At 50.3% G+C, this 26,820-nt stretch carries 25 protein-coding genes; 8 read left to right on the top strand and 17 right to left on the bottom strand.

The window, feature by feature from the left end:
- Positions 1 to 107 precede the first annotated feature (107 nt).
- The 6 genes from KDW_RS08690 to KDW_RS08665 all read left to right on the top strand — a co-directional run bounded on the left by KDW_RS08690 (position 108) and on the right by KDW_RS08665 (position 11,660).
- Positions 108 to 1,475, top strand: coding sequence for a CCA tRNA nucleotidyltransferase (locus KDW_RS08690; RefSeq protein ID WP_151755597.1), 1,368 nt, complete (start codon positions 108 to 110; stop codon positions 1,473 to 1,475).
- A 22-nt stretch (positions 1,476 to 1,497) separates the two neighbouring features.
- Complete coding sequence (locus tag KDW_RS08685; RefSeq protein ID WP_162005060.1) at positions 1,498 to 3,285, top strand: phospholipase D-like domain-containing protein; 1,788 nt, start codon at positions 1,498 to 1,500, stop codon at positions 3,283 to 3,285.
- 43 nt (positions 3,286 to 3,328) lie between these two features.
- Positions 3,329 to 3,826: a hypothetical protein gene (locus tag KDW_RS08680; protein WP_151755595.1), complete on the top strand. Its 498-nt coding sequence runs from the start codon at positions 3,329 to 3,331 to the stop codon at positions 3,824 to 3,826.
- A 375-nt stretch (positions 3,827 to 4,201) separates the two neighbouring features.
- The gene (locus KDW_RS08675; RefSeq protein WP_151755594.1) at positions 4,202 to 5,872 is read left to right on the top strand and encodes a ribonuclease J; all 1,671 of its coding nucleotides are present in this window, start codon (positions 4,202 to 4,204) and stop codon (positions 5,870 to 5,872) included.
- A gap of 455 nt (positions 5,873 to 6,327) precedes the next feature.
- Positions 6,328 to 9,591 (top strand): FtsK/SpoIIIE family DNA translocase, encoded by a 3,264-nt coding sequence (locus KDW_RS08670; RefSeq protein ID WP_151755593.1) that lies wholly within the window; start codon positions 6,328 to 6,330, stop codon positions 9,589 to 9,591.
- 260 nt (positions 9,592 to 9,851) lie between these two features.
- Positions 9,852 to 11,660 (top strand): N-acetylmuramoyl-L-alanine amidase, encoded by a 1,809-nt coding sequence (locus KDW_RS08665; protein ID WP_151755592.1) that lies wholly within the window; start codon positions 9,852 to 9,854, stop codon positions 11,658 to 11,660.
- 3 nt (positions 11,661 to 11,663) lie between these two features.
- Here the strand turns inward: KDW_RS08665 and KDW_RS08660 are convergent, their stop codons facing one another.
- Entirely contained in the window at positions 11,664 to 12,362 is a 699-nt protein-coding gene (locus tag KDW_RS08660; RefSeq protein ID WP_151755591.1) for a response regulator, read from the bottom strand.
- Positions 12,363 to 12,382: 20 nt separating this feature from the next.
- Positions 12,383 to 13,684 carry a sensor histidine kinase gene (locus KDW_RS08655; RefSeq protein WP_162005059.1) on the bottom strand — a complete coding sequence of 434 codons (1,302 nt, stop codon included), beginning with the start codon at positions 13,682 to 13,684 and terminating at the stop codon, positions 12,383 to 12,385.
- Between the two features lie 240 nt (positions 13,685 to 13,924).
- Here KDW_RS08655 and KDW_RS08650 point away from each other — a divergent pair, with 240 nt between their 5' ends.
- Positions 13,925 to 14,944 carry a DUF4097 family beta strand repeat-containing protein gene (locus KDW_RS08650; RefSeq protein ID WP_151755589.1) on the top strand — a complete coding sequence of 340 codons (1,020 nt, stop codon included), beginning with the start codon at positions 13,925 to 13,927 and terminating at the stop codon, positions 14,942 to 14,944.
- An 11-nt stretch (positions 14,945 to 14,955) separates the two neighbouring features.
- Here the strand turns inward: KDW_RS08650 and KDW_RS08645 are convergent, their stop codons facing one another.
- The 13 genes from KDW_RS08645 to KDW_RS08585 all read right to left on the bottom strand — a co-directional run bounded on the left by KDW_RS08645 (position 14,956) and on the right by KDW_RS08585 (position 25,096).
- Entirely contained in the window at positions 14,956 to 15,819 is an 864-nt protein-coding gene (locus KDW_RS08645) for a GNAT family N-acetyltransferase (protein WP_151755588.1), read from the bottom strand.
- Between the two features lie 24 nt (positions 15,820 to 15,843).
- A complete protein-coding gene (trmD, locus tag KDW_RS08640) occupies positions 15,844 to 16,605 on the bottom strand; it encodes a tRNA (guanosine(37)-N1)-methyltransferase TrmD (RefSeq protein WP_151755587.1) in 762 nt (253 codons plus the stop codon).
- 138 nt (positions 16,606 to 16,743) lie between these two features.
- On the bottom strand, positions 16,744 to 17,865 hold the full coding sequence (locus KDW_RS08635; RefSeq protein ID WP_151755586.1) for a tyrosine-type recombinase/integrase: 1,122 nt from the start codon (positions 17,863 to 17,865) through the stop codon (positions 16,744 to 16,746).
- Positions 17,866 to 17,869: 4 nt separating this feature from the next.
- Positions 17,870 to 18,094, bottom strand: a complete 225-nt coding sequence (locus KDW_RS35845; RefSeq protein ID WP_151755585.1) for a helix-turn-helix domain-containing protein — start codon at positions 18,092 to 18,094, stop codon at positions 17,870 to 17,872.
- A 162-nt stretch (positions 18,095 to 18,256) separates the two neighbouring features.
- A complete protein-coding gene (locus tag KDW_RS08625; protein ID WP_151755584.1) occupies positions 18,257 to 19,207 on the bottom strand; it encodes a TOTE conflict system archaeo-eukaryotic primase domain-containing protein in 951 nt (316 codons plus the stop codon).
- Between the two features lie 412 nt (positions 19,208 to 19,619).
- A complete protein-coding gene (locus KDW_RS08620; RefSeq protein ID WP_151755583.1) occupies positions 19,620 to 20,156 on the bottom strand; it encodes a hypothetical protein in 537 nt (178 codons plus the stop codon).
- Positions 20,157 to 20,234: 78 nt separating this feature from the next.
- Complete coding sequence (locus KDW_RS08615; protein ID WP_151755582.1) at positions 20,235 to 20,726, bottom strand: hypothetical protein; 492 nt, start codon at positions 20,724 to 20,726, stop codon at positions 20,235 to 20,237.
- A 73-nt stretch (positions 20,727 to 20,799) separates the two neighbouring features.
- The gene (locus tag KDW_RS08610) at positions 20,800 to 22,389 is read right to left on the bottom strand and encodes a hypothetical protein (protein WP_151755581.1); all 1,590 of its coding nucleotides are present in this window, start codon (positions 22,387 to 22,389) and stop codon (positions 20,800 to 20,802) included.
- A 119-nt stretch (positions 22,390 to 22,508) separates the two neighbouring features.
- A complete protein-coding gene (locus KDW_RS08605; RefSeq protein WP_162005058.1) occupies positions 22,509 to 22,703 on the bottom strand; it encodes a hypothetical protein in 195 nt (64 codons plus the stop codon).
- A gap of 62 nt (positions 22,704 to 22,765) precedes the next feature.
- Positions 22,766 to 23,098: a hypothetical protein gene (locus KDW_RS08600; protein ID WP_162005057.1), complete on the bottom strand. Its 333-nt coding sequence runs from the start codon at positions 23,096 to 23,098 to the stop codon at positions 22,766 to 22,768.
- A 60-nt stretch (positions 23,099 to 23,158) separates the two neighbouring features.
- On the bottom strand, positions 23,159 to 23,701 hold the full coding sequence (locus KDW_RS08595) for a hypothetical protein (RefSeq protein ID WP_151755578.1): 543 nt from the start codon (positions 23,699 to 23,701) through the stop codon (positions 23,159 to 23,161).
- Between the two features lie 143 nt (positions 23,702 to 23,844).
- Positions 23,845 to 24,207, bottom strand: coding sequence for a hypothetical protein (locus tag KDW_RS08590; RefSeq protein ID WP_151755577.1), 363 nt, complete (start codon positions 24,205 to 24,207; stop codon positions 23,845 to 23,847).
- An 82-nt stretch (positions 24,208 to 24,289) separates the two neighbouring features.
- The gene (locus KDW_RS08585) at positions 24,290 to 25,096 is read right to left on the bottom strand and encodes a hypothetical protein (RefSeq protein WP_151755576.1); all 807 of its coding nucleotides are present in this window, start codon (positions 25,094 to 25,096) and stop codon (positions 24,290 to 24,292) included.
- Between the two features lie 91 nt (positions 25,097 to 25,187).
- Here KDW_RS08585 and KDW_RS08580 point away from each other — a divergent pair, with 91 nt between their 5' ends.
- Positions 25,188 to 25,487, top strand: a complete 300-nt coding sequence (locus KDW_RS08580; RefSeq protein WP_151755575.1) for a hypothetical protein — start codon at positions 25,188 to 25,190, stop codon at positions 25,485 to 25,487.
- A gap of 239 nt (positions 25,488 to 25,726) precedes the next feature.
- Here the strand turns inward: KDW_RS08580 and KDW_RS08575 are convergent, their stop codons facing one another.
- A complete protein-coding gene (locus KDW_RS08575; RefSeq protein ID WP_162005056.1) occupies positions 25,727 to 26,311 on the bottom strand; it encodes a glucosaminidase domain-containing protein in 585 nt (194 codons plus the stop codon).
- Between the two features lie 132 nt (positions 26,312 to 26,443).
- Positions 26,444 to 26,659: a hypothetical protein gene (locus KDW_RS08570; RefSeq protein ID WP_151755573.1), complete on the bottom strand. Its 216-nt coding sequence runs from the start codon at positions 26,657 to 26,659 to the stop codon at positions 26,444 to 26,446.
- Positions 26,660 to 26,820 lie beyond the last annotated feature (161 nt).

Raw genomic sequence — 26,820 nt, 5'->3', positions numbered from 1 at the left:
TTTGCGATGGGATTATTACCATGTCCAATTTAAGACCGTAGCTACCTGTGTCATTAAAACAGGCACAGCAGTTACGAACGAAACGAAGCGGATACATAGATTTTAGTATGCTTGATATTATTAAAATGCTGGCGGAAACCTTTCACGCTCAGCAGAAACAACTTTATATAGTTGGTGGGACAGTACGCGACGGCCTGCTCTTGCGCGGTCAATCCAGCGATGGTGACCTGGCCACAGATGCCAGGCCCGAAGAGATCAAGCGCCTTGTTGCCCCAACACACCCAACCGCCGTTGTCCTGGTAGGAGAGCGGTTTGGCACCGTGCGTCTCCACTATGATGACAGCATCATTGAAATCACGACATTTCGCTCCGAACGCTACAATCCTGATTCCCGTAAACCTGAGGTCTGTTTTGGTGATAGCCTGGAAGAGGATCTCGCGCGGCGGGATTTCACGATCAATGCTCTGGCGCGGGACCCTTTAAGCGAACGTATTCACGATCTGTTCAATGGGCGACAGGATCTTGAGAATCATATTCTGCGTGCCGTTGGCAATGAGCCTGATAAGCGCTTCGATGAAGATCCATTACGCCTGTTACGCGCGATCCGTTTTGCCGCCCAGCTTGATTTTGAGATCGAAGCCGGGACGCGGGCCGCGATTGTGCGCAAAGCCAGTAATCTGCAAAAGATTAGCCGCGAGCGTATTCGCGATGAGATGAATAAATTATTATTGTCTGACCATCCCGCCAAGGGGCTCGATCTCCTGGTTGAGCTTGGCTTGATGGCATGGATTATTCCTGAGGTGCTTGAGTTGCGGGGAGTCAGTCAGAAGGCGACGACCGGCAAATCCACCAAAGATATCTATGCCCATGTTTTACGCGTGGTTGAGCGTTCTTCACCGCGACCCGTGGCCCGCTGGGGAGCTTTATTGCACGATATTGCCAAGCCGCGCACCAAGAGCGTTGAGGACAATAAGATTCATTTTTTTGGGCATGAAGATGTCGGGGCCTATATGGCACGTGACATTCTGAAGCACCTGCACTTCGATCGTGAGTTCATCCAGCATGTCTCGCAGGTAGTCAAACTGCATATGCGCGCCAACGCTTATACATCGGATTGGACGGATGGAGCGGTTCGCCGTTTGATGCTCGACAGCGGAGACGTCTTACCAGATCTGTTGGATCTTTCGCGGGCAGATATTACCAGTTATCGCGCGGACAAAGTCAATCGGGCAGCCGCGCGCGTCCAGGAGCTTTCAGAACGTTGCCAGCATCTCAGCGAAGAGGCAAAGCGTGTTCCTATCAAGAGCCCATTGGATGGAAACGAACTCATGGAAATGTTTGGCCGTGGTCCCGGACCCTGGTTGCGACCATTGAAGGAGCATCTACTGGGCCTGGTTATTGATGGCGAACTGGCTTCCGATGATAAAGAGGAAGCGACCAGAATTGCCAGACACATGATGAGTGAACAGTCGTAAAGCGAAAGTTGATAATGAGCTTATGTGTGTAGAAAAGGATTTCGTAACTAATTCTGAATGGTGGACGCCAACGGACTTTCCGGTCCGCGAAATGCAACGCCTGGCCTTTTTAATTGATGGCCGCATGACCATGCTGGAAATGTGCCATCGATTTCTAAGTGCGAAGGAGACCATTTATATTGCAAGTTGGGGTTTAACCCCCGAGTTGCCAATGGTCCGAGGAAAACACCACCGCGCTGGTGCGGATGGAAGTCCTGAGCAAGAGGTGCTCCTTTCCTGGTTACGAGATAAAGGCCTGTCAGAGGCTGATTTACAATTCTGGCAAAAATGTGAAGTGTTGAGTGTCGTCAACGTACTTGGGTATGCCGTTTCTAAGGGTGTAGATGTACGCATATTACTCTGGGATACGCTCAAGGTACCTTTTCAAGCCGGCACCAAACAAGTGAAAGAGACGCTGGATGCGGTTGGCGTCCAGTGTGTCCTTGATGATAGTCAACTGACCATCGAGCATCCTATTGCTTCACTACACCAGAAAGCCATCACCGTAGATGGTCAGTTCGCTTTTGTGGGTGGCATCGACCTGATGGCTGAACCAGATGGTAACCATGATCGCTGGGATACCAAAGGTCATGTATATGATAATGTCTTGCGTGTGGGTAAGAATGGCAAACTCGCGTATGGTTGGCATGATATGCATATCACCTTTGAGGGACCAGCCGTAGCGGATGTTGAGGCCAATTTTTGCCAGCGCTGGAATGCGTTGCATATTCGGCGCGATGCCGCCTTTACCGAGTTGTTACAACCTTCATCCCCACAGGAACATCAGGCAGATACTCAGGTAGAGAAGATTCAGATGCAGGTTGTACGCACCATTCCTCGTAACACGTATGCCTTTGCACTTGAGGATGGTATCTCGACCATACTGGATGCATATCAGCGCGCCTTTGCGCAGGCTCAACGCTCAATTTATTTAGAAAACCAATATTTCTGGCGTCGTACCTTTCTTGGATTAGAGACGCCCCTGGTCAGTCTGCCGACCGAAGTTATGGAGCAACTTTTTACATCCCTGGCCGATGCTCTTAATCGCGGGGTGACTGTGACGATGTTGTTGCCAGACAATCCGAATGTTGGCCGTGACTTTACCGATGACGGCCTTAAATTTCTCTGGGAACTTGCTCCCGAGGCGGTCGAGGCAGGCAAACTGCAAGTATACACACTGGCAACCTCTGTACAGAAGGACGAGGCTGTGTATTATCGTCCTATTTATATTCATGCTAAAGTTGCTATTGTAGATGATCAATGGGTGACGATTGGATCGGCCAATCTCAATAATCGCGGCATGCGCGACGACGCAGAGATCAATGTCGCTTTGCAGCATCCAACCATGGCGCGTGGCTTGCGTATCCTGTTGCAGGCCGAGCACCTGGGTCTGGCCGATGAAGACACGCTTTTCCGTGTGGTTGAGACCATGGGACGGACCGATCCCACCTCACATATGCAGAGCATGGATCAGGGTCTGCAGCAGGAGTGGCAGCGCCTGGAGCGCCTTCTCGGAGAACCAGAAGCGGCCATGAATGTGCTCAGGCAGCAGGCACAGACAAATCTGCAGTCCATTAAAGAGCGGCGTTTACTCTCAGGGCATATTGTTCCATACATCCGCCGTGATTTAGCCCAGGAATATGATATATCCGTAGACGCTGGCAGTGGATGGTTAGACCATCTCAATGATAATGATGTCCCTTTTGACAAGCAAAGCTCTGAAGATGATACCTCTGACGAGCAAACCATAGAAGAGATCTCGGCACCCTAGCAGCCGACACATCCAATCCAAGAGCAGAAAAGAGGTTTTTCATATGGCAAAAGAGAACACACCGCGAGGCAAGCAGGGGTCGGGAACGAGCAAGCAGCAACCTATTTCACAGATGGTTGGAGGCACCACTCCTTCCCCTTCCCGTAAAAACCAGCGTAGTGGTAGCAAAGGTAACCGCTCCGCCATTGGTGGGACTGCCGTACCGGGAGCGAAATCAACGCAGCCCAAACAAATTGCTGAAAGTAGTAATCAGCAGCAGCAGCAATACGAAAGCCAAAATAGAGATATGCGTCGTCGTATGGAGCGCATGGGCTATGAAGACGAAAACGACCGTGCCCAGAATGCCCAGAATCAGCGCAAGAAACGCATGGATCGCCTGAAACAGCGCCGCCAGGAACAGCTTTCCCACGTCAAAAGGACGCTCCCCGGTGGAAAAATCGATACCAGTCCCCGTCGCGTCTACTGGATGATTGCCGCCGTGGCCATTATCCTCATTGCAGTGATCGCCATTTTTGCCATCTTACGCGCCACCGGACACTAATACTCAGTCTATAACCCGCAGGACTGCGCACTGGTTGTCGCAGTCCTGCTAACAAAGAACTATCGCAACCAGAAAACTCATGGCATAAAAACAGCAGCCCAATTGTTCTAATATAGAGAACCCAGCGCTGCCGGTAAGACAAATCGCTCATTTTTTGCCACCTGCGGCGGCAAAAAATGAGCATTGGAAAAATCTGAGAATAAAAACAATTCCCTTGTGCCATCTTACTCTGGTATGATACACTCTAAATGGCAAACTATTGCCTGAATTTGGCTTTTACTCCTGTGGTAGAGGCAGGAGTGGAGATAGATATAAAAATTACCGCAAACCCATGCACATTGTGCATTATATTATAGGTAGGAGGTTGTTTATACCTTGACAACAGAAAAAGTTCGACTTATCCCCCTTGGTGGATTGGGAGAAGTTGGCAAAAATATGATGGTCGTTGAGTACGGAAACGATATTATTATTGTGGATGTAGGGGTCATGTTCCCCGATGAAGAAATGTTTGGTGTCGACCTGGTTATCCCAGATACAACCTATCTGATGGACAAAAAAGATCGTATCCGCGCTATTCTGATTACTCATGGTCACGAAGACCACGTCGGTGCCCTTCCATATGTTTTGCCGATGCTTGATTTCCCCCCCATTTACGCAACTCGCCTGACACAAGGGCTGATCAATGTCAAATTGAAAGAGCATCGGTTACTTGATAAAGTATCCGTGACTGCGATTGCTCCTGGAGACCATGTAGATCTTGGTATCTGCTCGGCTGACTTCTTCCGCGTCAACCACAGTATTCCTGATGCGGTTGGAATTGTCATTCAAACGCCTATCGGTAAAGTGGTGCATACGGGCGACTACAAATTTGACTACACGCCAGTCGATGGCAAACCAGCCGATCTCGGTCTGCTCGGAAAAATCGGCAACGATGGTGTGCTGGTCATGATGGGCGACAGTACTCGTGTTGAGTCACCTGGATACACCCCATCAGAGCGAGTCATCAATGACTCCTTTGATAAGATCTTTGCGAACGCGCCGGGCCGCATCTTAATTGCCACCTTTGCTTCGCTGATCTCACGGGTACAGCAGGTGATTGATACCGCTCAGCGCTACGAACGTTTTGTGGCGTTTGTCGGCCGTAGTATGCAGAACAACGTTCAGATGGCGATTGAACTGGGCTACTTAACCATGCCGAAGGGTATGTTAATTCGTCCTGAAGACATTAACAAGTTCAATCCGGATCAGATCGTGATTATGTGTACCGGTAGCCAGGGCGAGCCAACCTCGGCCCTGACCCGTATCGCTAACCAGGATCATCGTCAGATTCGCATCCAGCGGGGCGACTCCGTCATTTTATCCGCCACTCCGGTGCCGGGCAATGAAAAGATGGTCCATCGCACCATTAATAGCTTATTCCGCCAGGGTGCCGAGGTATATTACCAGGGCATCTCAAACGTCCACGTCTCTGGCCATGGTGCGCAGGAAGAGCTAAAACTCATGCTCAGCCTGTTGCGCCCACGCTTCTTTGTACCCGTTCATGGTGAATATCGTCAACTGGTGCTTCATGCTAAACTGGCCTATTCGCTGGGTATTCCAGAGGAAAACATCGTCGTGGCCGAGGATGGAGACATCGTTGAAGTCACCGAAGATGGCATTAAGCTGAAAGAGCATGTTTCATCAGGCAATGTCTTCGTCGATGGACTCAGTGTTGGCGACGTTGGCCAGATCGTATTGCGTGACCGCAAAGTGTTATCGCAAGACGGCATTCTGATGGTCGTTCTTACCATCGACAAAGAGACCGGAGAACCTCTGGCAGGACCCGATATCGTCTCCCGTGGTTTTGTCTATATGCGTGACTCTGAAGAACTGCTGGAGAGCGCTCGCTTACGTGTACTGGATGCCTTCCATCACATTGAGCAGCGCGGACACGGTGGCTCTGACTGGTCCTTCGTCAAAGACAAGATCAAACACACACTCAGCGAGTTCCTCTACGAACAAACTCGCCGTCGTCCAATGATTTTACCCATGGTCATGGAAGTATAAATTTACAAAGACAAAGAAAAGAGGATGGAAAACAACTCCATCCTCTTTTCTTTGTCTTGCTCGCGCAAAAAGGCGCATGAAATAGCCTTGTTGTCGGGCTATCGATACAGACAAAGGTCATTGGGTGTTATATTATGTCTGGGGAAAGCTTTTATAATAGGATATTGCCATATGGTAGGCAAATACTTACCGAACTCCGTCTGTTTTTCGTATATATATAAGAGTTAATTACAATAACACACCAACAAAAAAAATTATGTGTGAGTCCTGGTAGTAGATCCCGCATATGTTAGAAAAGGCTTATAGGTTATTCGCTTTGGAAATATCGATATACACTCTAGATAGATTTTACATATTTCTGCTATTGAACGTGCGAGCTATTCGCTATTGCGCCTATGGAACATCTGCGCTATTATACTCTTGTCTGACTCTTAGAAAAGGAGGGAACCAGCAACATGGCAGGCAGCGACCGCAAACAAGAGGCGAGGCGTAAAGGCGATAGAGTAGTGCCCAGCCTCGATCGTGGCTACTCGCGCGCTAGCCGGGCTGTTGGGGGACAAGGTTCGATAAGTTCGCAACGGGTCGAACAGCGCTCAAATTCATCTTCACCGAGATCAGGTTCTCGTAATAGTGGAGGTGCTGCAGCGCCCAGACAAGCTGCGCGCGGCCGACAAAATGCTGGTGCCAGTACAGGCAAAAAAAGTGCCTCAGCGCGTTCAGCGCGTTCGGCACGAACTCCTTCGGCATCAGCGGGTGCAGGTAATGCTTCAATCTTCCAGTTTATACTGGATAGATGGAATAGTTTGTCTCCAAATCAGCAGCAGCGCATTTCTAGTTCATTATTACTTGTATTATCTTTACTTTTATTTGCATCTTTAACTGTTCTCAGTGCGGCACCGATTTGGAGCAACATTGGCAAATTTTTCCTGACATTTCTGGGCTGGTCGGCCTATGTGCTGGGCTTTGGTTTTGTCATGTTCGCAGTGACCCGCTTATACGAGAGCTTGCGCAATGAGAAATTGATGCGTGGCTCTATGGTGCTGGGTCTGATTGTCATGTGCCTTCTGGTCCTGCTTGAGAGTCGACTGATTATGGGACCCCAGACAGCAGGTGTGCTGGCAGATTTGCTGGCCATGCCTTTCTCTGGATGGCCTCCAGCGGTTGGTCACGTCCTGGTAATTGGACTTATTCTGGTGGTGACGATCTTCACATTCCGTATCACGTTTGCTCATGTGTTGATGGTCTACCAGTTTATCGAGCGCATTATTGGCGATGTGCCGCGTGGAGCGGAGGAGGAGGAAGAAGAAGAAGAAGCGCCATCGCGTTTTCTCGGTCAGCGTCCTCAGTTTAGCCGCTATAGTTCAAGTCGGGCCGCCCTGGATGATTCCCAGGATTTTGATGAGCCAGAGGAAGAATTGGAACTACCACCGGCTCCTCCGCGTCGGCAAGCTGCTTCGCGTGCAGGTAAGCAGCCAGCCTCGATGCCATCACGTGCGGCCAGGCCACAGCCTGTTGCTGCCCCGCTAGTAGATGAAGAGATCTACTATGATGACGGCTTTAACAGCTATGATGATTATAGTGATAAGACCATCGCCATCGAGCCAGAAGAATACGGCTACGAGGACGAGAACTTCTACTTTGATGATGAGGATCCGATGAATGATATTAATCTGCACAAGCAGCAGATTAGTCTGGTGCCACGTGGCGTTCATGATCCTCAGCCATTAGATATCACAGATCACACAGGCGCTACCCGTGGAGCGCGGCAGCAGCCCCTTGCGTTCCGCGACGAGACCATTGTGGATGACGATCTTGTATTGCAGCCTCCGATAGATGATGAGCCTTTGTTGCTGGAGCCCATGCCGCGTTCCGAGCCTCCATCTGTTCGTCCAGTCAGGCAGGTAAATCCTGATATTGTGCGTACTCCGACGCCAGCGTTAAAGCCAGCCGTGCTCAACAATAATAGTAAAGTGGCCAAAGCGGTGTCCAACGCCAATTTACAGAATATCAAGTCGAGCTGGCAGTTGCCAAAAATGGAGGTCCTGCAAGTACCCGATAACGCCAAGCAGCAGTTATTTGGTGAGGATACCGAGTCCCTGGCCAAATTGATTCAGGATACGTTGCGCAGTTTCCGCGTTGAAGCTGAGGTACGTGAAGAAGATATCAGTATTGGACCTACCATTATCCGTTTTGGTATTCGCCCAACCGGGCGACCACAAATGGTGATTGACGAGAACAGTGGCAAAATGGTGCCAGTGCGGGATTCATCGGGCCAGATTATGTATGAGACGCGTACCCGTGTCAGTCGTATCATGGCCTTACAAAACGATCTTGCTCTGGTACTGGAAGCCAAAACCATCCGTATGGAAGCCCCGGTTCCCGGTCGTCCCTACGTTGGTGTCGAAATTCCTAATAAGAATAGTCGCCTGGTTACGTTGCGTGAGGTACTGGAAAGCAAAGAGTATGGCGCAGCGCGGATCAAATCCAAACTCTCAATCGGACTTGGTAAAGACGTGGCTGGCCTGGTGCGCGTTGGTGATCTGGCCAAGATGCCACACTTGCTGATTGCGGGTGCTACCGGCGCCGGTAAGAGCGTGATGATCAATGCCATCATTGCCAGTATCTTGATGCAGGCTACTCCAGATGATGTGCGCCTGTTGATGGTAGACCCCAAGATGGTGGAATTGAACATGTACAATGGTATTCCCCATCTGCTCTCGCCGGTTGTGGTAGAAGTTGAAAAAGTTGTCTCGCTACTCAAAAATGCTATCGCGGAAATGGAGCGTCGTTATCGACTTTTCTCGCAGCTGGGTGTGCGTAACCTGGATGGATATCGTAAGTTGCGGGCTCAGAAGCAGGCGCAGGGTGACATTAGCCTGAATAACCTGCCCGCGATCGTGATTATCATCGACGAGTTGGCCGACCTGATGATGGCCGCACCTGAAGAAGTTGAAGGCATGATCTGTCGGCTGGCGCAGCTAGCGCGTGCGACTGGCATCCACCTGGTGGTCGCCACGCAGCGTCCATCAGTTGATGTCATCACCGGCCTGATTAAAGCCAATATTCCAACGCGTATCTCGTTTATGGTCAGTTCCGCCGTTGACTCGCGTACCATCATTGATATGGGCGGTGCTGAGCGGCTACTGGGCCGTGGGGATATGTTATACCTGCCAGCGGACGCTGGACGGCCTGAGCGCATTCAGGGCGCGTTCCTGAGTGATGATGAAGCCCAGCGGTTAGCAGACTTCTGGCGGCAGCAAATCATCCAGCATGCTCTGGAGCTTGGTGTGGATCCTGATGCGGTTCAGCGGCAATCAGAAGTTGAGCCAGGTTGGGAACTCAAGGTTGAGCAGCATGATGAGTTTGAACTTGAGGACGAATTGTTGGATCGTGCTGAAGACGTGGTCCGAGAACAGGGACGCGCCTCAATCTCGCTCCTGCAGCGTCGCCTCAAAGTCGGCTACTCGCGAGCAGCGCGCCTGATCGACCTGCTGGAACAGCGTGGTATTATCGGACAATCCGTTGACGGTGGCCGTGCCCGCGAAGTCTATGATCATGGACAGCGCGGCGGCGGTGATGGACACAGTATGGCTGATGAAGCCGATGACATCATGGCGGAAGAGAAGGCTCGTAACGACTTCCTGCGCAGCCAGGCTTCCCGCTTCCAACCCGGCGCTGGATCTCGCGCCCCTATCGACGATGAGGACGAGATAGAATAAGCAACGCAACCCAAAAGACGCCTTCCCAGCTACTACTGAGAAGGCGTCTTTTTTTGTTGTTCTTGTAATAAAAAATCTTCAAAGAATATAAAATAATAAATTTTTATGTTATGCTACAAGAGGGCATAACATAGTGCTCTGGCGGAAAAGCATTCCCCATCTATCAAACTGGTTCGCTTATTGATATATGCCAGTTTGACTTGCTTCTCGCTATGCGCCTTCAACGTATATTGTATCTGTTTAGGAGGGTTCAAAGTAGGATGCAACAACAATCCTTATCTAAACGTATTGGTATTCCTGTAGTAGTGGCTTTACTCTTTTCATTCACCCTCAGTGCCTTATCAGGTGGCACTATTTCACAAGCCAGCCCTGCCATAGGATCTCAATCGGCCAATGCGGCGATCACTCAGGCTTCCAGGGATACTGGTGTGCCTGCTCCACTGCTTAAAGCTCTGGCTTATATGGAGGGCCAATTTAATAACCACCAGGGTTATCCGAGCGTAGATGGTGGTTATGGCAGTATGCACCTGATCAAAAATAAACATGGCGATACTCTGGATGAAGCCGCCATGGATATCGGTGTTGCTACCGACAAGCTGAAGAAGGATCTGGCTACCAATATTCGTGGTGGAGCAGCAGTACTCCGTGATGAGGCGCTCCAGCAATCTCCCACGCATACACTTCCTGCCAGTCTGGCAGATTGGTATGGGGTCGCGGCTACCTATAGTCATTCTCCTACGAGGGCCGCTGCATTACAGTATGCCGATGCGTTATACACGGTTTTGAATGCAGGTTTCTCACGGCAGACCGAGAGCGGCGAGCTGGTTACGCTGGCCCCGCAGAACGTCCAGCCGCATACCGCGACCGCTGCGACGACGAAAACCGCCATCACTGCTCCCTTGCCCAATGGTTGTACGCGCGACAATAACGTGGATTATGCTGGTGCAATCGACTGCATTATTCCCACGTCATTTGACTGCACGCCACCCGAGGCGACCTATCCGGGCTGTACATATGAGTCCACCGATCGCCCCACAGTGTTACCAGTCAACTATGTCACCATTCATGATACTGAGGGTGACCTGCAGGCTTCGCTGGGCGTCTTTCAAAACGTGAATAGCGGAGTGAGTATCCACTATATCATCGATACTGATGGTACCGTCTATCAACTATTGCATGATAAAGATATCGCCTACCATGTTGGTAACTACTGGTATAATCAGCGCTCGATTGGTATTGAGCATATCGGTTATGATGCGACTGGTTATCTCTGGTATAATGCCGCGCAGTATCTGAGTTCTGCTAAATTGACGGCCTACCTGATCAAAAAGTACAATATTCCGCTGGACCATGATCATATTGTTTCACATGGAACAGTACCATCACCGCTCCTGGCTACCAACCATGTTGATCCAGGCCCCTACTGGCTGTGGACCTATTACCTGAAGCTTATTCACGAGCAAGGTGTCGCTTATCCCAAAGGCAAGAAATACGACAATGTGATCACGCTGAAGCCTAAAACAGATGAGAAACCCTTTGGAAGAAATGGGACTGAGACCACCGCGAACTTTAATTTCTTCTATCTGCACACTGGTCCCAGCACGCATTCGCCGCTAATTACGCAATTAGGGGTCAACGATATTACCGATGAGACCAATAGTGTTGAGACGAATACCAGCTACTATTACATCAATAAGGTCAAAGATCCGGTTGGTACCGGCGATACCCTTTACGAGATCTGGTATGGAGAATCTGATCATGGCAAGGATAATCCGCCCAGTCCGCTGACGGATGCTCATCTGGCCTGGCTGGATGTACCTCCCGGAGCAGCCAAAGAAGGATTGGGCACACCAGTAACGCTGAACAGTGCCAGTGGCGCTGATATCCCGATTACAGGTAAACCCCTGACCGGGGCGATCACGATCGGTCATGCACCCAGTGGCTCCATCTTCGTCTCTGGCTATACATATGTCGAGGATGGTACCACGAATCTGTGGTATGAGATCAACTATAATCATCGTCAGGCCTGGGTTCCGGCCAGCGCCGTAGTTCTTACCGGCCAAAAGTAACCTTTAGATGAGGTTGTGTTCGCGTGCATAGATTACGGCCTGCGTTCGATCGCGCAGGCCCAGGCGACTGAACAGATGGGCCAGATGGTTTTTCACGGTGCCTTCACTGATGATCAACTGTCTGGCCACTTCACGATTGGTGGCCCCGGTAGCGATCAGGCGCAAAATCTCTCTTTCACGATTGGTGAGTCCTGGTTGCTGGCTCGAACCACTGCCTGTACTTTCCTGTGGGGGTAGCGTCGGTTGTGTTGTCTGCACTGATGGTTGTTGATTGGACGGTGAGATGAAGCGCTCGATAATCGATGCATCCAGTTGGTAGATGCCTTTGGCTGCGGCGAAGATAGCTTTGGCCAGGTCCGCGACTGGCATATCTTTGAGCAAATAGCCGCGTGCGCCAACGCGTAAGGCATTGCGCACGTATTCATCGTCCTCAAAAGTGGTAAGCATCAGGATGCAGCATGAAGGTTGCTGCTGGAGAATTTGTCGGGTTGCTTCTACACCATCCATGCCGGGCATGCGAATATCCATCAGCACCACATCCGGTTGCAGGGTCATCGTTTGCGTTATGGCTTCCTGGCCATCTCTGGCCGCCCCCACCACCTCCAAATCTTCCATGATCCGTAATAAAGATATAATGCCATCGCGTACCAATTGCTGATCATCTACCACCAGTATGCGTACAGGTGCTTGCTCATCGCGCATGCAAACTCTCTCCATCTGTGTTATTTCCTGCTTGTGTCTACGGCTTCGAAAGGGGCCGGGATATCAGGATGTCGCTTCACAAGCGCTGTCAGACGTGTTCCTTGACCAGGAGCACTTATCAGTTGAAAGGTTCCTCCAAGCAGCGTCAGGCGTTCCTGCATGCCACGCAAGCCATAGCTTTCTTGTCCAGGCTGCTGTTTTTTGGGGGTGGTGGCATCAAAACCAATACCATCATCAACAATATGCAGGCGTGCTTGCTCTGTGGCAAAGTGTAAATGGACCTGGATATGGCTGGCGTGGGCATGCTTCTGTACGTTGGTGAGGCCTTCTTGAGCAATGCGGTAGAGCGTCATCAATGTTTGTCTGGAGAAGCGACTTTCATCACCCTCATGTGTGAAGTCCACGGACAATCCATTTTTTGTGAGTTGCTCGCTCAGGGAAGCAACTTCATGGATGCAGGAAAAATGTTCTGCCTCTGTACGTAGCGCATGCACGGACCGCCGCACATCCTGCAAGGCAGTTTTCGCCACTATCCTGGCATCTCCAACGGACTGGAGGGCTTCTTGAGGATGGGCATCATGGTATACTAGCGCCTTCTCCAGTTGCAGATTGATCGCGATCAGTGAGTGTCCCAGGCTATCATGAATGTCACGTGCGACCCGATTACGTTCTTCCATGGTCGCCAGCGCTGCGACCTGTTGCGCATAGATGCGCAATTGCTGGTGGGAACGCTGCACCTCATCCAGTAGTGCTTCCGTGCGCATGCGGCTCTCGCGTTCCAGTGACATCGTGTGCGCCATCGAGACGCTCAAGATACAGGCAACGCAGAAAATAAAGGCGAAGATGACACTGATATTATCATGATTCATCCTTGGATCCAGCCAGAACGAAGCAAAATAAGCTGTTACAATCAATGCCGCCATCGCATAGGCAGCCTTGCGGCCAAAATAGAGCATGGCACGAAATGGAAACAGTAGATAGAGGATAGGGGTTAAACTGGGAGCAATCAGGATCGCCATCTCAACACATACAAAGCGCAAGATCAGCAGCAGGACTGCTATCCGCTCAGGTGTCTTTTCCCCGTAGCGCAAGTATTCAATACGATCAATTAAGAAGAGCGCCAGGATCGCCACGATAAAGATAGGTAACAGCCACCAGGCCGCAATAGTGATGAGCCAGAATAGTCCAAAGCCAAGCTCAAAGAGATAGAGAAACGATGTGCTCCATGTGTAAGGATTGGTTGGAATGAGCCATCCTACCCGTGAGGGCATAGGGCCATGCTTTTTCTTTACACTGGTTGTCTGCAACTGTTCTACGTCCATGCTTATCTCCTGCTTGATCCCCCCACCAGGGAAGTATTGCCTGTGGAAAAGCATAATAGAAAACCGCGGGCGGTGCAATAGGACATCTGACTTTAGCCACTTAGCCAATCGACATAGGTCGATAGGATGAGCCAAAATAGCTCCTTCAGCACTCACACTGTCGCGGACTCGCTGACTATAATACTGGTGAGCTTGAAACGATTATGCCCTTTGCATGCTTTATAGAGAGAGAAGAAAAATATGCAGTCTGAACAGTCGCGGTATCCGCAACAAAATAGCTACCCCCGCCAGGTAGGTTACGATTACGAGCCTCAACCCAAAGATGAGCCACCGCCAGGACCATTTGCCCCATATAACTACACCGAACCACGGCAGAACTATCGAGCTACAGCGCGCCGTTCCCGCTGGCGGCGGCCAAAATATCTCTGGGTGTTCATATGTATGCTTGTACTGCTGGCAGTAGGTGGACTTATCAACGGCCAGTTATCCTCAACAAGTAGCAGTCAGCCGCTGGCAGTACATACCGCGGTAGTTACGGGCAAAAGCAGCCTGCACGTCAGGAATACCCATGGCTATGTGCATATTCACCCGGGCAACACCAATACCATCGTGGTGACGCCAACAAAGCATACGCCGGCAGTCGGTGCTTTTGCTGATAACTTAAACGTATCTTATGATCAGAATGGTAACGATAACACTGTTCACGTTGATGGTAGCAGTGCCTCTTTTTTCTTTAGTTCCGCCAGCATTGACCTGGATATCTCAGTTCCCGCCAGTAGTGCCCTGGATATCTATAATGCTTCTGGCCCGATTGTGTTGACGAATCTCAGTGGACAGATCAGCGCTGAAACTGGTAGCGGTGATATTCAAGCCACCCATCTGCAAGGTTCGATCGCCTTAAAAACAGGCTCAGGTGATATCCAGACTAATACGCTGAATGGAACTGCGGATATACAATCCGGATCAGGCAATCTTATGCTGCAAAATGCGCAGCTACAGGGCAATAGTGTGCTGCACACAGGAAGCGGCAACATTCATTTCAATGGTGGCTTCGCGACCAGTGGCATCTATAAGTTGGATAGTGGGAGTGGCGACATTGAGCTGTTTGTACCTGCTGACGCTGACCTGATGTTGACTACCCATACAGTCTCAGGCAACAATATCCAGAACGACTTCAACACTGATAGCATCGGCAAGAGCCCTCAGGCTCCTGTTGCGGTTATTACTGGTAGCGGTGCTATTCATGTGCATAAACAATAGCACCGCCCTGATTATTGGACCTCAGTAAAGATAATGTCGTTCATATCGGCCAGCGGACGGTAGCCGATCTTCTGGTAGATGCTATTGGAGGTGGGATTGGCGAGATCGGTGAAGAGGCTACAGGCTCGCCAGCCACTATCCAGCAGGTGTTGACTGAGCGCGGCCACACAGTTTGTGCCATAGCCTTTGCCGCGCTCGGCTGGCGGCGTATAGACCGGACCAATATTGACGACGGTGGACATCTCGCGACTCTTGGCGGCCATACATACAATCTCACCAGCAGCGGTCTCCCAGACAAAGAAATCTCCCCGCTCCAGTCTGGATGGTACGGTGCGTTTAATCTCACTGACGGGTTCGTTGAGATGGGCCTCGGCAAAGAAAGCCAGCATCCACTGCAGGATCAGCTCATAATCCTGTTTAGTAGCTTGCCGTAAGCGTCCCGTTGTGGTCGCCGGTTGGGTCACTGTCGTCAACTCATAAATGCGTTCATTGGTTGCGATATGATGCGCATGTCCCGTCTGCTCCTGCCAGATGCAGGCGAAATCTTCCGCGACCTGTGAGGGACCAATGCAGCCTGGAAGAGTGATCTGCTGGGTGTGGAGATAATCGGCCAGCAGTTTGAGGGCGGTTGTCTGTTTTTCTGGATGATGGCTATAAAGAATCAAACGATATGGCGGCGTCATGCAGGCAGCAATGACTAACTCTTCATGATCTTCGACCGTCGCCAGAAAGGGGGGAGTGGGATAGGCGTCTGGCTGAGCGCGCAGGCGCATGCTGATACCCAATATCAGATTATTCATGGCCTCCTGTGCTTCCAGAATCTGCTGGGTTTTGGCCAAAAAATCCTGTACTTCATTATAAGTGGTTACAAGCATGAAAATCCCTCCCTGGTAAATATTCTATTCTTCAGGCATTTCTGGTTGTGGTCGCAAAGCCTGTCTGGCTTCTTCATCAAGCTCTTTCAGTATTTTTTTGTCCTGTTTGCTACTCAGGTCGAGTTTAGCGAAGAGATCAGGACGGCGCTGACGCGTGCGACGAATGGCTTCTTTACGTCGCCAGCGTTCGATATTCGCGTGGTGACCCGAGAGGAGTGTCTCAGGGATGCCCCAGCCACGGAAAACGGGCGGGCGGGTATATTGGGGATATTCGAGCAGGTTGTTGCTATGGGACTCGTCGCTGGCGGACCCCTCGGTGAGTACGCCGGGTGTCAGACGGCTGACAGCATCTACCAGGATCATCGCGGCTAACTCACCACCGGTCAGGACATAGTCACCAATTGATATCTCATCGGTAACGAGGTGTTCGATGACGCGTTCGTCGATGCCTTCATAATGGCCGCAGAGCAAGGTAACGCGTGGCTCCAGGGCCAGTTCATGGGCGATCTGCTGATTAAACTGCCGACCCTGGGGGGTCAGATAAATGATCGGGCCACCCTGATGGACCGCCTCGATGGCAGTAAAAATAGGATCAGGTTTCATGACCATACCCGCGCCCCCACCATAAGGATAATCATCCACCACATGGTGTTTATCGGTCGTCACATCCCGAATATTATGCAGATCTATACTCAGAAGATTGCGGTCCTGAGCGCGTTTAAGGATACTTTCGGTAAAAGGTCCCTGAAACATTGCAGGGAAAAGTGTGAAAATGTCGAAATGCATGTGTCTACTCACCTTTACGTATATGTGATGTAAAGACCCAATGGGAAACATACCCCCTAGATTGGCTCTATATCCTGCCTCACAAATATAGAGCCTGAAAAAAAGTCCTTTTGACAGCATATTTGACAGCAAACTTGCCTATTGCAGTGCATCATCCATCTTATCCATTGCGTCTTTTTGCATTGATGGTAGTAGATGTGAATATGTATCCATGGTCATAACGATTGTACTATGTCCTAGCAGTTCTTGCACTACTTTAGGATGAACTCCTAATGATAGAAGAATTGTTGCTGCACTATGACGCAGATCATGAAAGCGCATAGAGGGAAGGTCCGCCTTTTTTAGTAGACCATGAAACAATTCTCCTAACCTATTGGGATCCATAAACCGACCAAAGATATTAGGAAACACTAGTCCTTGTTCAACCCATTCAGCACCAGCCAGGGCACGCGCTTCATCCTGCATTTTACGGTGTTCTTTCAATGCATCGATTGCTATAGAAGAAAGAACTATTCTACGTCTGCTTGACTTTGTTTTTGGTGGGTTTTCTACAAAGCCATATTTGCCTAGTCGGTTTACCGTGCGCTGCACTTGCAGTATCTGCTGATCAAAGTCTATGTCACTCCATCTAAGAGCTAGCAATTCTCCTCTTCTCATGCCAGTTGTTATAGCCAGGATTAATAAAAACTTGAGCCTGTGACCTTCAGCAGCTTCTATTAATCTTTTTGCCTCAGCTGGATTTAGCACTTTTACTTCATGCCGTCGGGTTACACGTGGTATGGAAACAAGATCTGTTATATTGCGAGAGACCAGGCTCCAGCGTACTGCATTATCAAGGGCACTATGAAGAATAGCATGCATCATAGCTATGGTACGAGGTGCTAGATTATCATTGATCTTGTCATTATATAAGGATTGCACATGTTGTGCCGTCAGCTTTTGCAAGGTGATATGGCCTATGCCAGGTACTATATGGTTTCTGATCAAGCTCTCATAATGCTGATAGGTAATTATGCGAATTGTATGCTTATGAACTGTTTCAAGCCACTGGTCCAGGTAGGCCGCTAGCGTTTGCTGCGGCCCCGTGGCAAGTATGCCTTGTTTCTGTTCAGCAATAGCGGTACGTAGCTTTTCCTGAACCTCTTTTCGCGTTTTTCCATACAGGTACTTACGTGTGTGATCTTCCAATACTAAACACGCTACCCATCGTTTATCCTTGCGCTGATAAATTGAACCATCTCCATGACCCCGTTTAGCCATATCCCTACCTCACTTCTAGTTGCTCTCTGGTAGCCAACCATTGGGTCAATGATGTTGGAATAACACGTACATTTTTTTGAAGTCTGACCACTGGTAGTCCATGTTTATAGATAAGCTCGTACACAGTTGGGCGCGTGACACCTAATATTGCTGCTACCTGTGCAATAGTTAGCAGTGGTTCTAGTTCCCCAGCTGTTTGTGAGGGCGGTTTTATAGCAATTTTTTGCATGACAAATTTCCTTACTATTAAAAGCTGACGCAAGCAATGTTTTTTTCCTCGGATCGTCGGGTTTAAAACCTGCAAACCTGCGACCCGCTCTACAGGCGGCTTCACAGAAAGGGCAAACCTGCAACGAAACCTGCAACATGCCCTTTTTTTCTTTATAGTTGGTTAGATACTGGTGTCCTCTTGGATCCGTTGCCATAACTCTTTGGTGTCCAGGTGGTAGTAGTAGCGCAGAAAATCAAAGAGGGAACCGCCTTTTTGCCAGGTGTAGCAGTACCAGCAATAGCCACCAGGAGCACCAGGATCATAGACTTTGAATGATGCCTGGCTATCTTTGCCGTTGGCATGATGATCACCGAAGGGACATTGTCCAACCCCGCTGGCATTCAGATCGACGTAGCGACTGATCACCTGATAGTGATCTTGCTCTGCGTTCCACTGTCGGATCGGTGATGGTCCGTTTGTGGTGCGCTGCCCGGGAGAGGAAAACGATGTGTGTGTGGGTCGTGCAGGCGTTTGTTTCGGCACCGGCACCAGCTGGGGAACCTGCACACGGGTGATGGAAGCGAACCAGGTCAACCGTTGCTCATCAGTTTGGGTAAGGGTGGCCAGGCTACCTGGTTGACGTTCCATGAAGTGATAGCGCTGGCCACTCTTGCGATGCACACCTAAGGGCAGCCGGATCAGCGAGCCGTAGCCTTGCCCTTCATCTTGCTTTGGGTAGAACTCCATATCTGATGGACAGTAGGGCAAGAGCCAGGCGCGCACCCAGGATGCTGGCGCGGGACTGGTGAAGAAAATCCACAGGTGGCCACCTCGCCGGGAACATTCAACATACGATGTAATGTGTTGGGCTGTCAGTTGCTCCTGGATCAGCCAGAGCCGGTCAAGTCCGTCCTCAGTATCGGCATCGATCACGGCAAAGCGACAATGGCCATGGGCATCCATGATATAGGTCCCATAGGTTCGTCTTCCCACCAGGTGATCATACACATCGCCGGTGGTCAGTGGTTTGCCGGCTCGTCGATACTTGCCGTTGGGAAGTTGGATCGCGTAGTCATCCTGGCGACCCACAAACAAGTTTTGATAGCTGGATAGGTATGGTGTAATTGCCATAAGACTCCTCTCTGTCATCCCATCGTGGGGCATTTTTGTGGTGATCGAGGTGATGCAGGTTTGCAGGTTTGCAGGTTTGTTTTGGGGCGTTCTGAACATGGAAGCAGTGGTCTAAATGTCTGCTCAATCCTCTTCTCAAGCGCTCTGATAAGGGTTTCAGTATCTCATTTTGCTTCTTTTGGGGGATAGGAACCTGCGAAACCTGCAAACCTGCGTTTTTTCTTTTAGAGAGAGGAAAACGATAGGGGTTGCGCTCACACACACATCGTTTTCCTTCTTAAAAATCGCACGGAGTGCGTGCCGCTTAAGAATGAAAAAAACAATCGTAACACCTGGTTGGCCACTCAAATCAGTTACGTTAGCAATTGATAGTGAGAAGCAATCGTCACGGTTCGCGACAGCTGGCCAGGTGTTACGATTGCTTTGCACGTTTCAACTGATTTCGCTCTATCGGCTCTATGTACAATTCGTAAATGGTTCTCAGGTGTTCCAGGCTCGCCTTTTCTGTAAAGCCTTGCCAGGCGTCGCGCCCGCCCAGGATGACAAACTCACTATGCCCAGCGTCTGCGACAATGATAGAGTGATAATCAGGCTCGCCCAGATTCATGATTGCATGTGCAAGCCGTGCTCGCTCCTGCGCATGTGTTACGCGCTCTCTTTCTGCTACGATCGCCCACCCAATGGACTGCACCAGGTTGTAGTGGCCGGATTGGCGCAGCTGGTAGAGAAGTTCAATAGTATCCGGTAGCAGATCGCCATATTCCTGACGCAAGAATGCTTTGGCTTGCCGCTCCCGTTCCTGGCGTGCTAATTCTTCTGCCTGGCGCGCTGCCTCATCTAATCGAGCCCTGTATGCATTCTGCTTGCAAGAGTCGCTGCAATACTTGCGCGGGCGGTGGCCTGATTGTATTTCGACCTCGTTGGGACAAAGTGAATATTGACACTTCATATCTATCCCCTGAGCAATCGTAACGCGCTGCAATTCGTGGCCAGGCGTTACGATTGTAACTATGGTAAATGTGCCTGATCAACTAGCAGATGGACGTAAACAGTTTGTGCAGATCCGGAGGCCTGCGACTTCATGTAATTGGCCGTCGCTCGGATGGTGCCCACAGTCAAAGCAGATCCCGAGATGCTCCATCAAGGCAACGGCCAATTCGCTGTACAGCGCCTGGCCTTCCTTGCCAAAGTCTGACCAGGATTTTTCTTCACCAGGCATTAAGATGGTCATCCACAGATCAAACACACATTGACCAGTAAGCGTATTTTTCTTGTCCCGGCGAGCCTGGTTACTCACTGCTTCCATCACCCATCTTGAGATCATTGCAATGGTGACTTCACCAGCTGCGACGTACTTATGTAAGGTAGTCAAAGCCAGATGGCACGCATATCTTTTCTGGTCTAATGCGATCTCCTGCAGGCGGCCCTGCTCTGCCTGGTTTGCTACGAGTTCTTTAATGGCAGCTCTAGCCATATAGATAGCAGCGTTGCGATCGTGAAATGCGGATTGTGTACTCATGGTGGTATCCTTCCAATGCAATCGTAACGCCTGGCCAGCTGTCGCGAGCCGTGACGATTGCTGTACGTTATGTCTACGATGGGTCAATGGTTTCTTCTAAGGGGGGAGCCGCGACGGACCAGAAGACAGCCCCGCTGCGCTTATCCGGTTCTCCTTTGACCAGGTACAACCCACTATCATCAAAGCGTGTGCCCACACGATAGGATAACGCTTTGCCCAGGCGGCGTTTGAAATCGCCTTTGTGGATGTCAGTGAGATCATCGGGAAGTGCATTATAGAGCCCGGCCATGGTGGTGGCGCTGTCGTCGTCGCTGGTAGATCCAATCTTGATATCTCTGGCCAGGATGGAAGAAAGGATCTGATCATCCTTATAATGGGCACGCCAGGCATGCAGAAAGGCAGCCCACTGTAGCGCGTCTTCGTCTTGTTCCTGTAACGTTTGAATGTTCCCCAGGAAATCCTCGACATAACAATGCTCCAGGATCCCACCAATCGTGTCGACCCAGGATTGGAAACTCCCCATCTTAATTGGCACTTTCATGGCAGGTTTCCCGGCATCATACCAGCCACGAATGAGGGTGAGAAGTGCCGCAATGAGTTCCCCTCGATGGGCGGGTACCCAGGTTTCCAGGTCATGCTTAAAGCCAGAACGCGTCCATGGTTTGGCGGTGCGAGCATCCATACGGATCCAATAACACCGGCGGGGAAGATCACCACCGACCTGAAGGTTATTGCCAGTGGCCATCCAGGTAGCACGTTGCGGATAGGCCCCATTGCGGCTGGCTCCCAGAATACGATCAGAAAAAACATGCGCCGTAAGAGCGGCATCCAGGCTGGGGGACTGGAGCTTGGCCTTGATGTTATCAATGGTGATAATGGTCGCCCCTTCCGCCAGGGTGGACAAAATGCGCTTGCGCCATTCATCATCATCATAGGGAGCCGTCATCATGGTCGCTTTGCGACCGGTGGCAATTAAGGCAACGGTTTCCGCTATCAGGCTTTTCCCGGTGCCCGGTCGTGTAGCATCGATGAGTGCTAATGGAACATGTCCTGCAATAGCCTGGCGAACGAGGGGCGTCAGGAGCAGCGCGATCGTATTGGCATAGCTGGCTTTATTCTCATACGGGAATTGGCCAATCATTTCATAGATCAGTCCTTGAGCATTGATCATATCTTCGTCCGTGGGATGCTCTGGAATGGGAGGCACCTGGAGCGAGGGGATCGGCGCATAGTACAGCCGCGTTGCAGGGTCATAGCCTGGTGTGGTGATCAGCGTCCCATCCGGTCGCACTACTGGAAACTCAATGATGCTATCCAGTGGCGGGAAAGGCCAGTTCCCCAGGGCCAGAATATCTTTGACCATAGCATCAGGTGGAGCACAATGCGTGGGCCCTTTCACACCCGTTCTGACAAAATTCATGCGCCGTGCCAGGATGCCCTTTAAGATTGTTTCGGTTAACGTCTCAAGAAATGGGCTGCCATTTTCTTTGCCTTGAATACGTACCAGCTGGCTATCCCGTACATAGATAGCGGTTTGAGTGTTGACCAGGTGCGTGATTGCATCGGCAGACAATTCCCGCCAGGGGCGATTGGAAACCAGCACGCCTGGTAATCCATCTGCTTGCAGCATCTTTGCCAACACCACATCATGATCATCATACATGGCCATACTCTCCATCACACCGTACAGGGACACGAAACACGAACATATTTATACACACTCTCTTATAAAAAAAGCCCTCATAGCAGTTGCTATAAGGGCAGTGATAGAACACATCCTGTCTAATCACTCAGCACATCAATCATGAAATTGACGAAAAAGTAGACGCCGATCAACACGATCACCAGGAAGGCACTAAAACCAAGAATTCCCCAGGTCGTAGGCGTCGGTTTATTTTGCATGTAGAAGCTAAAAAACAGGACACACAACATCACGTCACAGACAAACACGATAAATTGACGAAAGGTCATTTTCATTGCGGTCACCTCTCTCATGAAAAAGCCCTTATAGCAGTAGCTATAAGGGCTCATGGTCTTTCTTAATGCGTATGTGGAAGATAATAACCTTCACAGACATGACAATATTCCAAACCTGGATTACGAGGTTGGCCATTGCGGATGTAATTGCTCGCCTGACCACCGCGCCTATCCATCCAATCAGCAATAGCATCTTCAGCACCCTCGTAGTACGACGTGTCAATTTCTATGTGACGGGAAGACTGTTCATTACCAAGGTGAATCTTGCTCCCTCGTCGTGCAAACGGGATATGGTTATGCCTGGCTTTTTCCGCAAGTCGCGTGATTTCTGCTTCACACTGTTCTTCGCTCAGTTTCTGTGTGTGTGGTCCTCGACCAAAGTGAATGATTCCCATAGAGACCTCCAAAGACATAACATGCGTGTTTCTTTTGCGCAGGAGCATCGTCACAATTTCTTATGCATACTCCTGCTCGATCAGCAGGGTCGGGTGCTCTTCTGTCTGTGCCAGCGCGATCAGTTCAGCCACTTCTTCGTACAATTGACACATAGCATCATCAATCGTGCCTGCATCCACGCTGTGCACGGTGCCATCATACAAGACCACATGTGCATGGACCTCAAAGAGTGAGGGGCACAGGAAAGGGGTGTTACCTGTCAGTTGCTGGAGCTCCTGCGTATACCAGGCATTACGTTCGGGATAGAGTTCACATCGGGCCGCATTCTTTTTCCAGTTGACGAGAAACTGTGACTCTTCACACCGACGATGGCAGTAATTGATCGCAGCAGCATAGGTGGGAAAGGACACCAGGCCAGTAGTGTGACGCGGCCCTACCGCCATGGGAATGCCATCACTGTCTTCAAACGACCATAAGAGTTCAAAAAAGCCAGTGAGTTCCTGACTATCATCAGTTGTTTGTGTATGGACCGGATAGAAGCGCTGATTGATTTCAGCGATCACCATATGGTAGTCACGAGGCAAGATTTCACGTTTACGCATGCACGGCTCCTCTCTTGGTAGCACAGGAACGACAGAGGACAACAAAAATGACGGTGCCTTTCCGAAATCGTCGGAAACTGAGACATGGTTTGATATGGGCACAGCCCTGGCAACGATTCATCACGCGATCTCCTTTCGCAATCTTACGCAACAGAATGGTGTATGGACGACTGGTCACCAAGCCAGGCAATAAACCAGCGAGCCGCAATGACTCGACTGACCTGGTAAAAAGCTTCCTGGCTCGCACCCATATAGATCCACCAGCGGGACTGGTGCGCGGGTAAGGGTATCCTGTCTTCAGGCGTGTCCTTTCCGGCCAGGTAAATGACTTCTGTACCATGCTCATCCCGAAAATGATATTGGGCGGGTAGATCAGCAGAATAATGATAGATTTGTGCCGCTATCTGAAAATGCAAGGTAAATGCCAGCGGCTGGAGCAGGGCGGCCACCTCCTGGGGATCAGGACACGAGAGGCTGTACCCTTCAAGGGTGTGTGTTTGGGTCATAGTGCTCCCCTCTTCTTTCTTGAAACAAAAGCGCTCATGACCAGGAGGTACATGAGCGCTTCAAGGCTGGTTGTGATATCAATCAAAAAGGATGATCATCAGTATCTTCATCCTCAGCAGGGGTATCTTGTGGCGTCGGAGCAGATGGCAATGAAACAAACATATCAGCAATCGCATTCAATACAGCGATCTGCCCTCTTGCCCGGTCCAGCGCTGTTTGATGTGGTTGTGATGGAAGCGGCTGCCCTATCTGCTTACAGAGTCCTTCAAGCTTCGGATACGAGGACTGGTGAAAGTAGCTCATGGCTCTGGCCATCAAATCTTCACCGATGAGGGTGATCTCGCTCAGTTGGTGGCGCTGCGTTGCTTCCCTGAGCTTTCCGAGATCGAAGTCCAGATTATAGGAGAGGACATAGGCACCTTGCATCACCTTGCAAAGTTTGCTCAACGCCTCAACAATGGGGATCCCAGCAGCCTGTATCTCAGCATTCGTCAGCCCCGTAATCGTCACAAGAGATTTGGACAATGGTTGTGACGGTATGGCCAGACAATCAAAAAGTGTCTGCCCATGTATGTTCAGCAGAACCAGGCGAATAATTTCCGCATCCTCATGGAGCCCCGTTGTATCCACCTCTAAAAACATCAGATTGGGCATGGCTCGTACTGATTGCGCCCACTGAATACTCTTGAGGGGTGGTAACGTGGGAAGGTTACGAGCCTGGCTACGGAGCGATTGCGCTTCTTTCTCCAGTTGCTGTATCTGGTTAAGAAGGTGTTGACGCCGTTGCTGACGAGCAAGAAGATCACTTATCCCCTGGACTGGCCCCAGGGACTTCTCTTGATGCAGGTCGTTGAGCACTGCTTGGACAATAACAGGAATAGTGGTCATGTACATTTACCTCACGAAAAGCCTTCTCCTAACAGAGAAAGGCATCAAAAAAACACCAATCGTAACACCTGGTTGGCCGAGCAAATCCGTTATGATTGCCATGGGTAAAAACACCAATCGTCACGGATCTCGACAGTTGGCCAGGCGTTACGATTGTTCTGAACGTTATGAAGAGCGTATCGAGAAGGTGAGAGAGATTAATTCTCAACCAATTGGGGGTGTGCACAATGTTGTGCCCGCCGTGCGGCTGACTGCTGACGCATACATTGCTCATGGTGAGCACAAATGGTGGAAGACCAGCGAGCCGGATAGTAGCGCATCACATGGCAAGCCTGCCAACACCAGGGACAATAGAACACGCGACTCCATTCTGGCCAGAAATACCAGATGAGGAGAATACAGTGCCCAACCAGAACCAGAAGAAACAGGATCACCCAGAGCAGAGATAATAAAGGCGTCATCGCGTCCACCTCCCTAACTGACGAGTTCGGATCAGAAAGCCACAGAGCCGGATGGTAAAGACCAGGCGATGAAACGGACACAGATCAACTAGATCACCTTCATGTGGTGAGTGACAGAGGAAGCACAAGGGATGGGATGCCTGTGCAATCATGGGTAGTTGTTTCATCGTTACACCCTCCCGGCCCGCCAACGGGCCACATCATCACAGACAGATTGAATATAGGCGTGCTCATCATTGTTGTCACCAGATGGGGCGTAGACAGGAATAATTGTGGTAACAGTGTCCCGGCCAGCGTCAACATAGACGTGTTTGATCAGATTGAACCAATCTTCAGCCCCCAGGATCCAGGTATCATAAGCGCGATAACCGCCGCTCGGATCGCAGGTCCACCCTTGCGTACAGCGAATGTTCCCCAGACTATGCGTGGTCGCCGCCACACCACGGAGCCCGAACGAACTTTCATGGTGGAAGAAAGCCAGGGCATATACTGGATCAATGCCTGTCTCCTGACCAAGTGCATACAGGCTTTTTCCTAAACCCTTTGCCGGTGATCCAGCCTGGTCAAGCACCTTATCCATAAAAGCGGCGGATACACTGGGACGGCCAAGAATACGATCTGACGTGAGAGAAGTCGTCTGGGTAAGAAGAGGAGCAGATGTCACTGCTTTTGATGACTGCATGGAACCTAACACGAGGTATCCAACCACAGCCACCAGACCAAGAAACAAGAGCGTAGAACCAAATGAACGCATGTGGACCTCCATTTCCACACAACAAAGCCCACATGCACACAGTATGGTATACTCTCTGTAAGCATATGGGCTTTGAATGAGCACAACGCGGTTTCTCTGACGTTTGGGAAAATTGGACAGAGAACCGCGCTTTTATTTTTTTGGTAACAGCGCGTAGAAGAACGGATGCGCTGCGAGCCAGGTCACCACCAGGTGATTGAGGTCACTAAAATGAAGCACGACCAGGACGATACATCCAATCCCCAGGATCACCGTTATCCAACTAATAGTGTCCTTTTTATTTCCCATGGTCATGAATACAGCGACGATAATGATGATGCTGATTGCACCTAACAATAGAGGAGACATAGGGATCCTTTCCGCAGGAATAACCTGCTTTCACATTGCACAAAGAACAGAGAAAGGCGGTGACTTGGCCGCCACTCATTTGGAGAAGAGGTTTCTACGAAGCATGTGGACAAGAATAATACGACGCGCAATGGGGATTATGGCAGTTTCCACAGTAACTG

The organism is Dictyobacter vulcani (assembly GCF_008974265.1).
Classification (GTDB): Bacteria; Chloroflexota; Ktedonobacteria; order Ktedonobacterales; family Ktedonobacteraceae; genus Dictyobacter; species Dictyobacter vulcani.
This window is presented reverse-complemented; position numbering and strand designations above follow the sequence as displayed.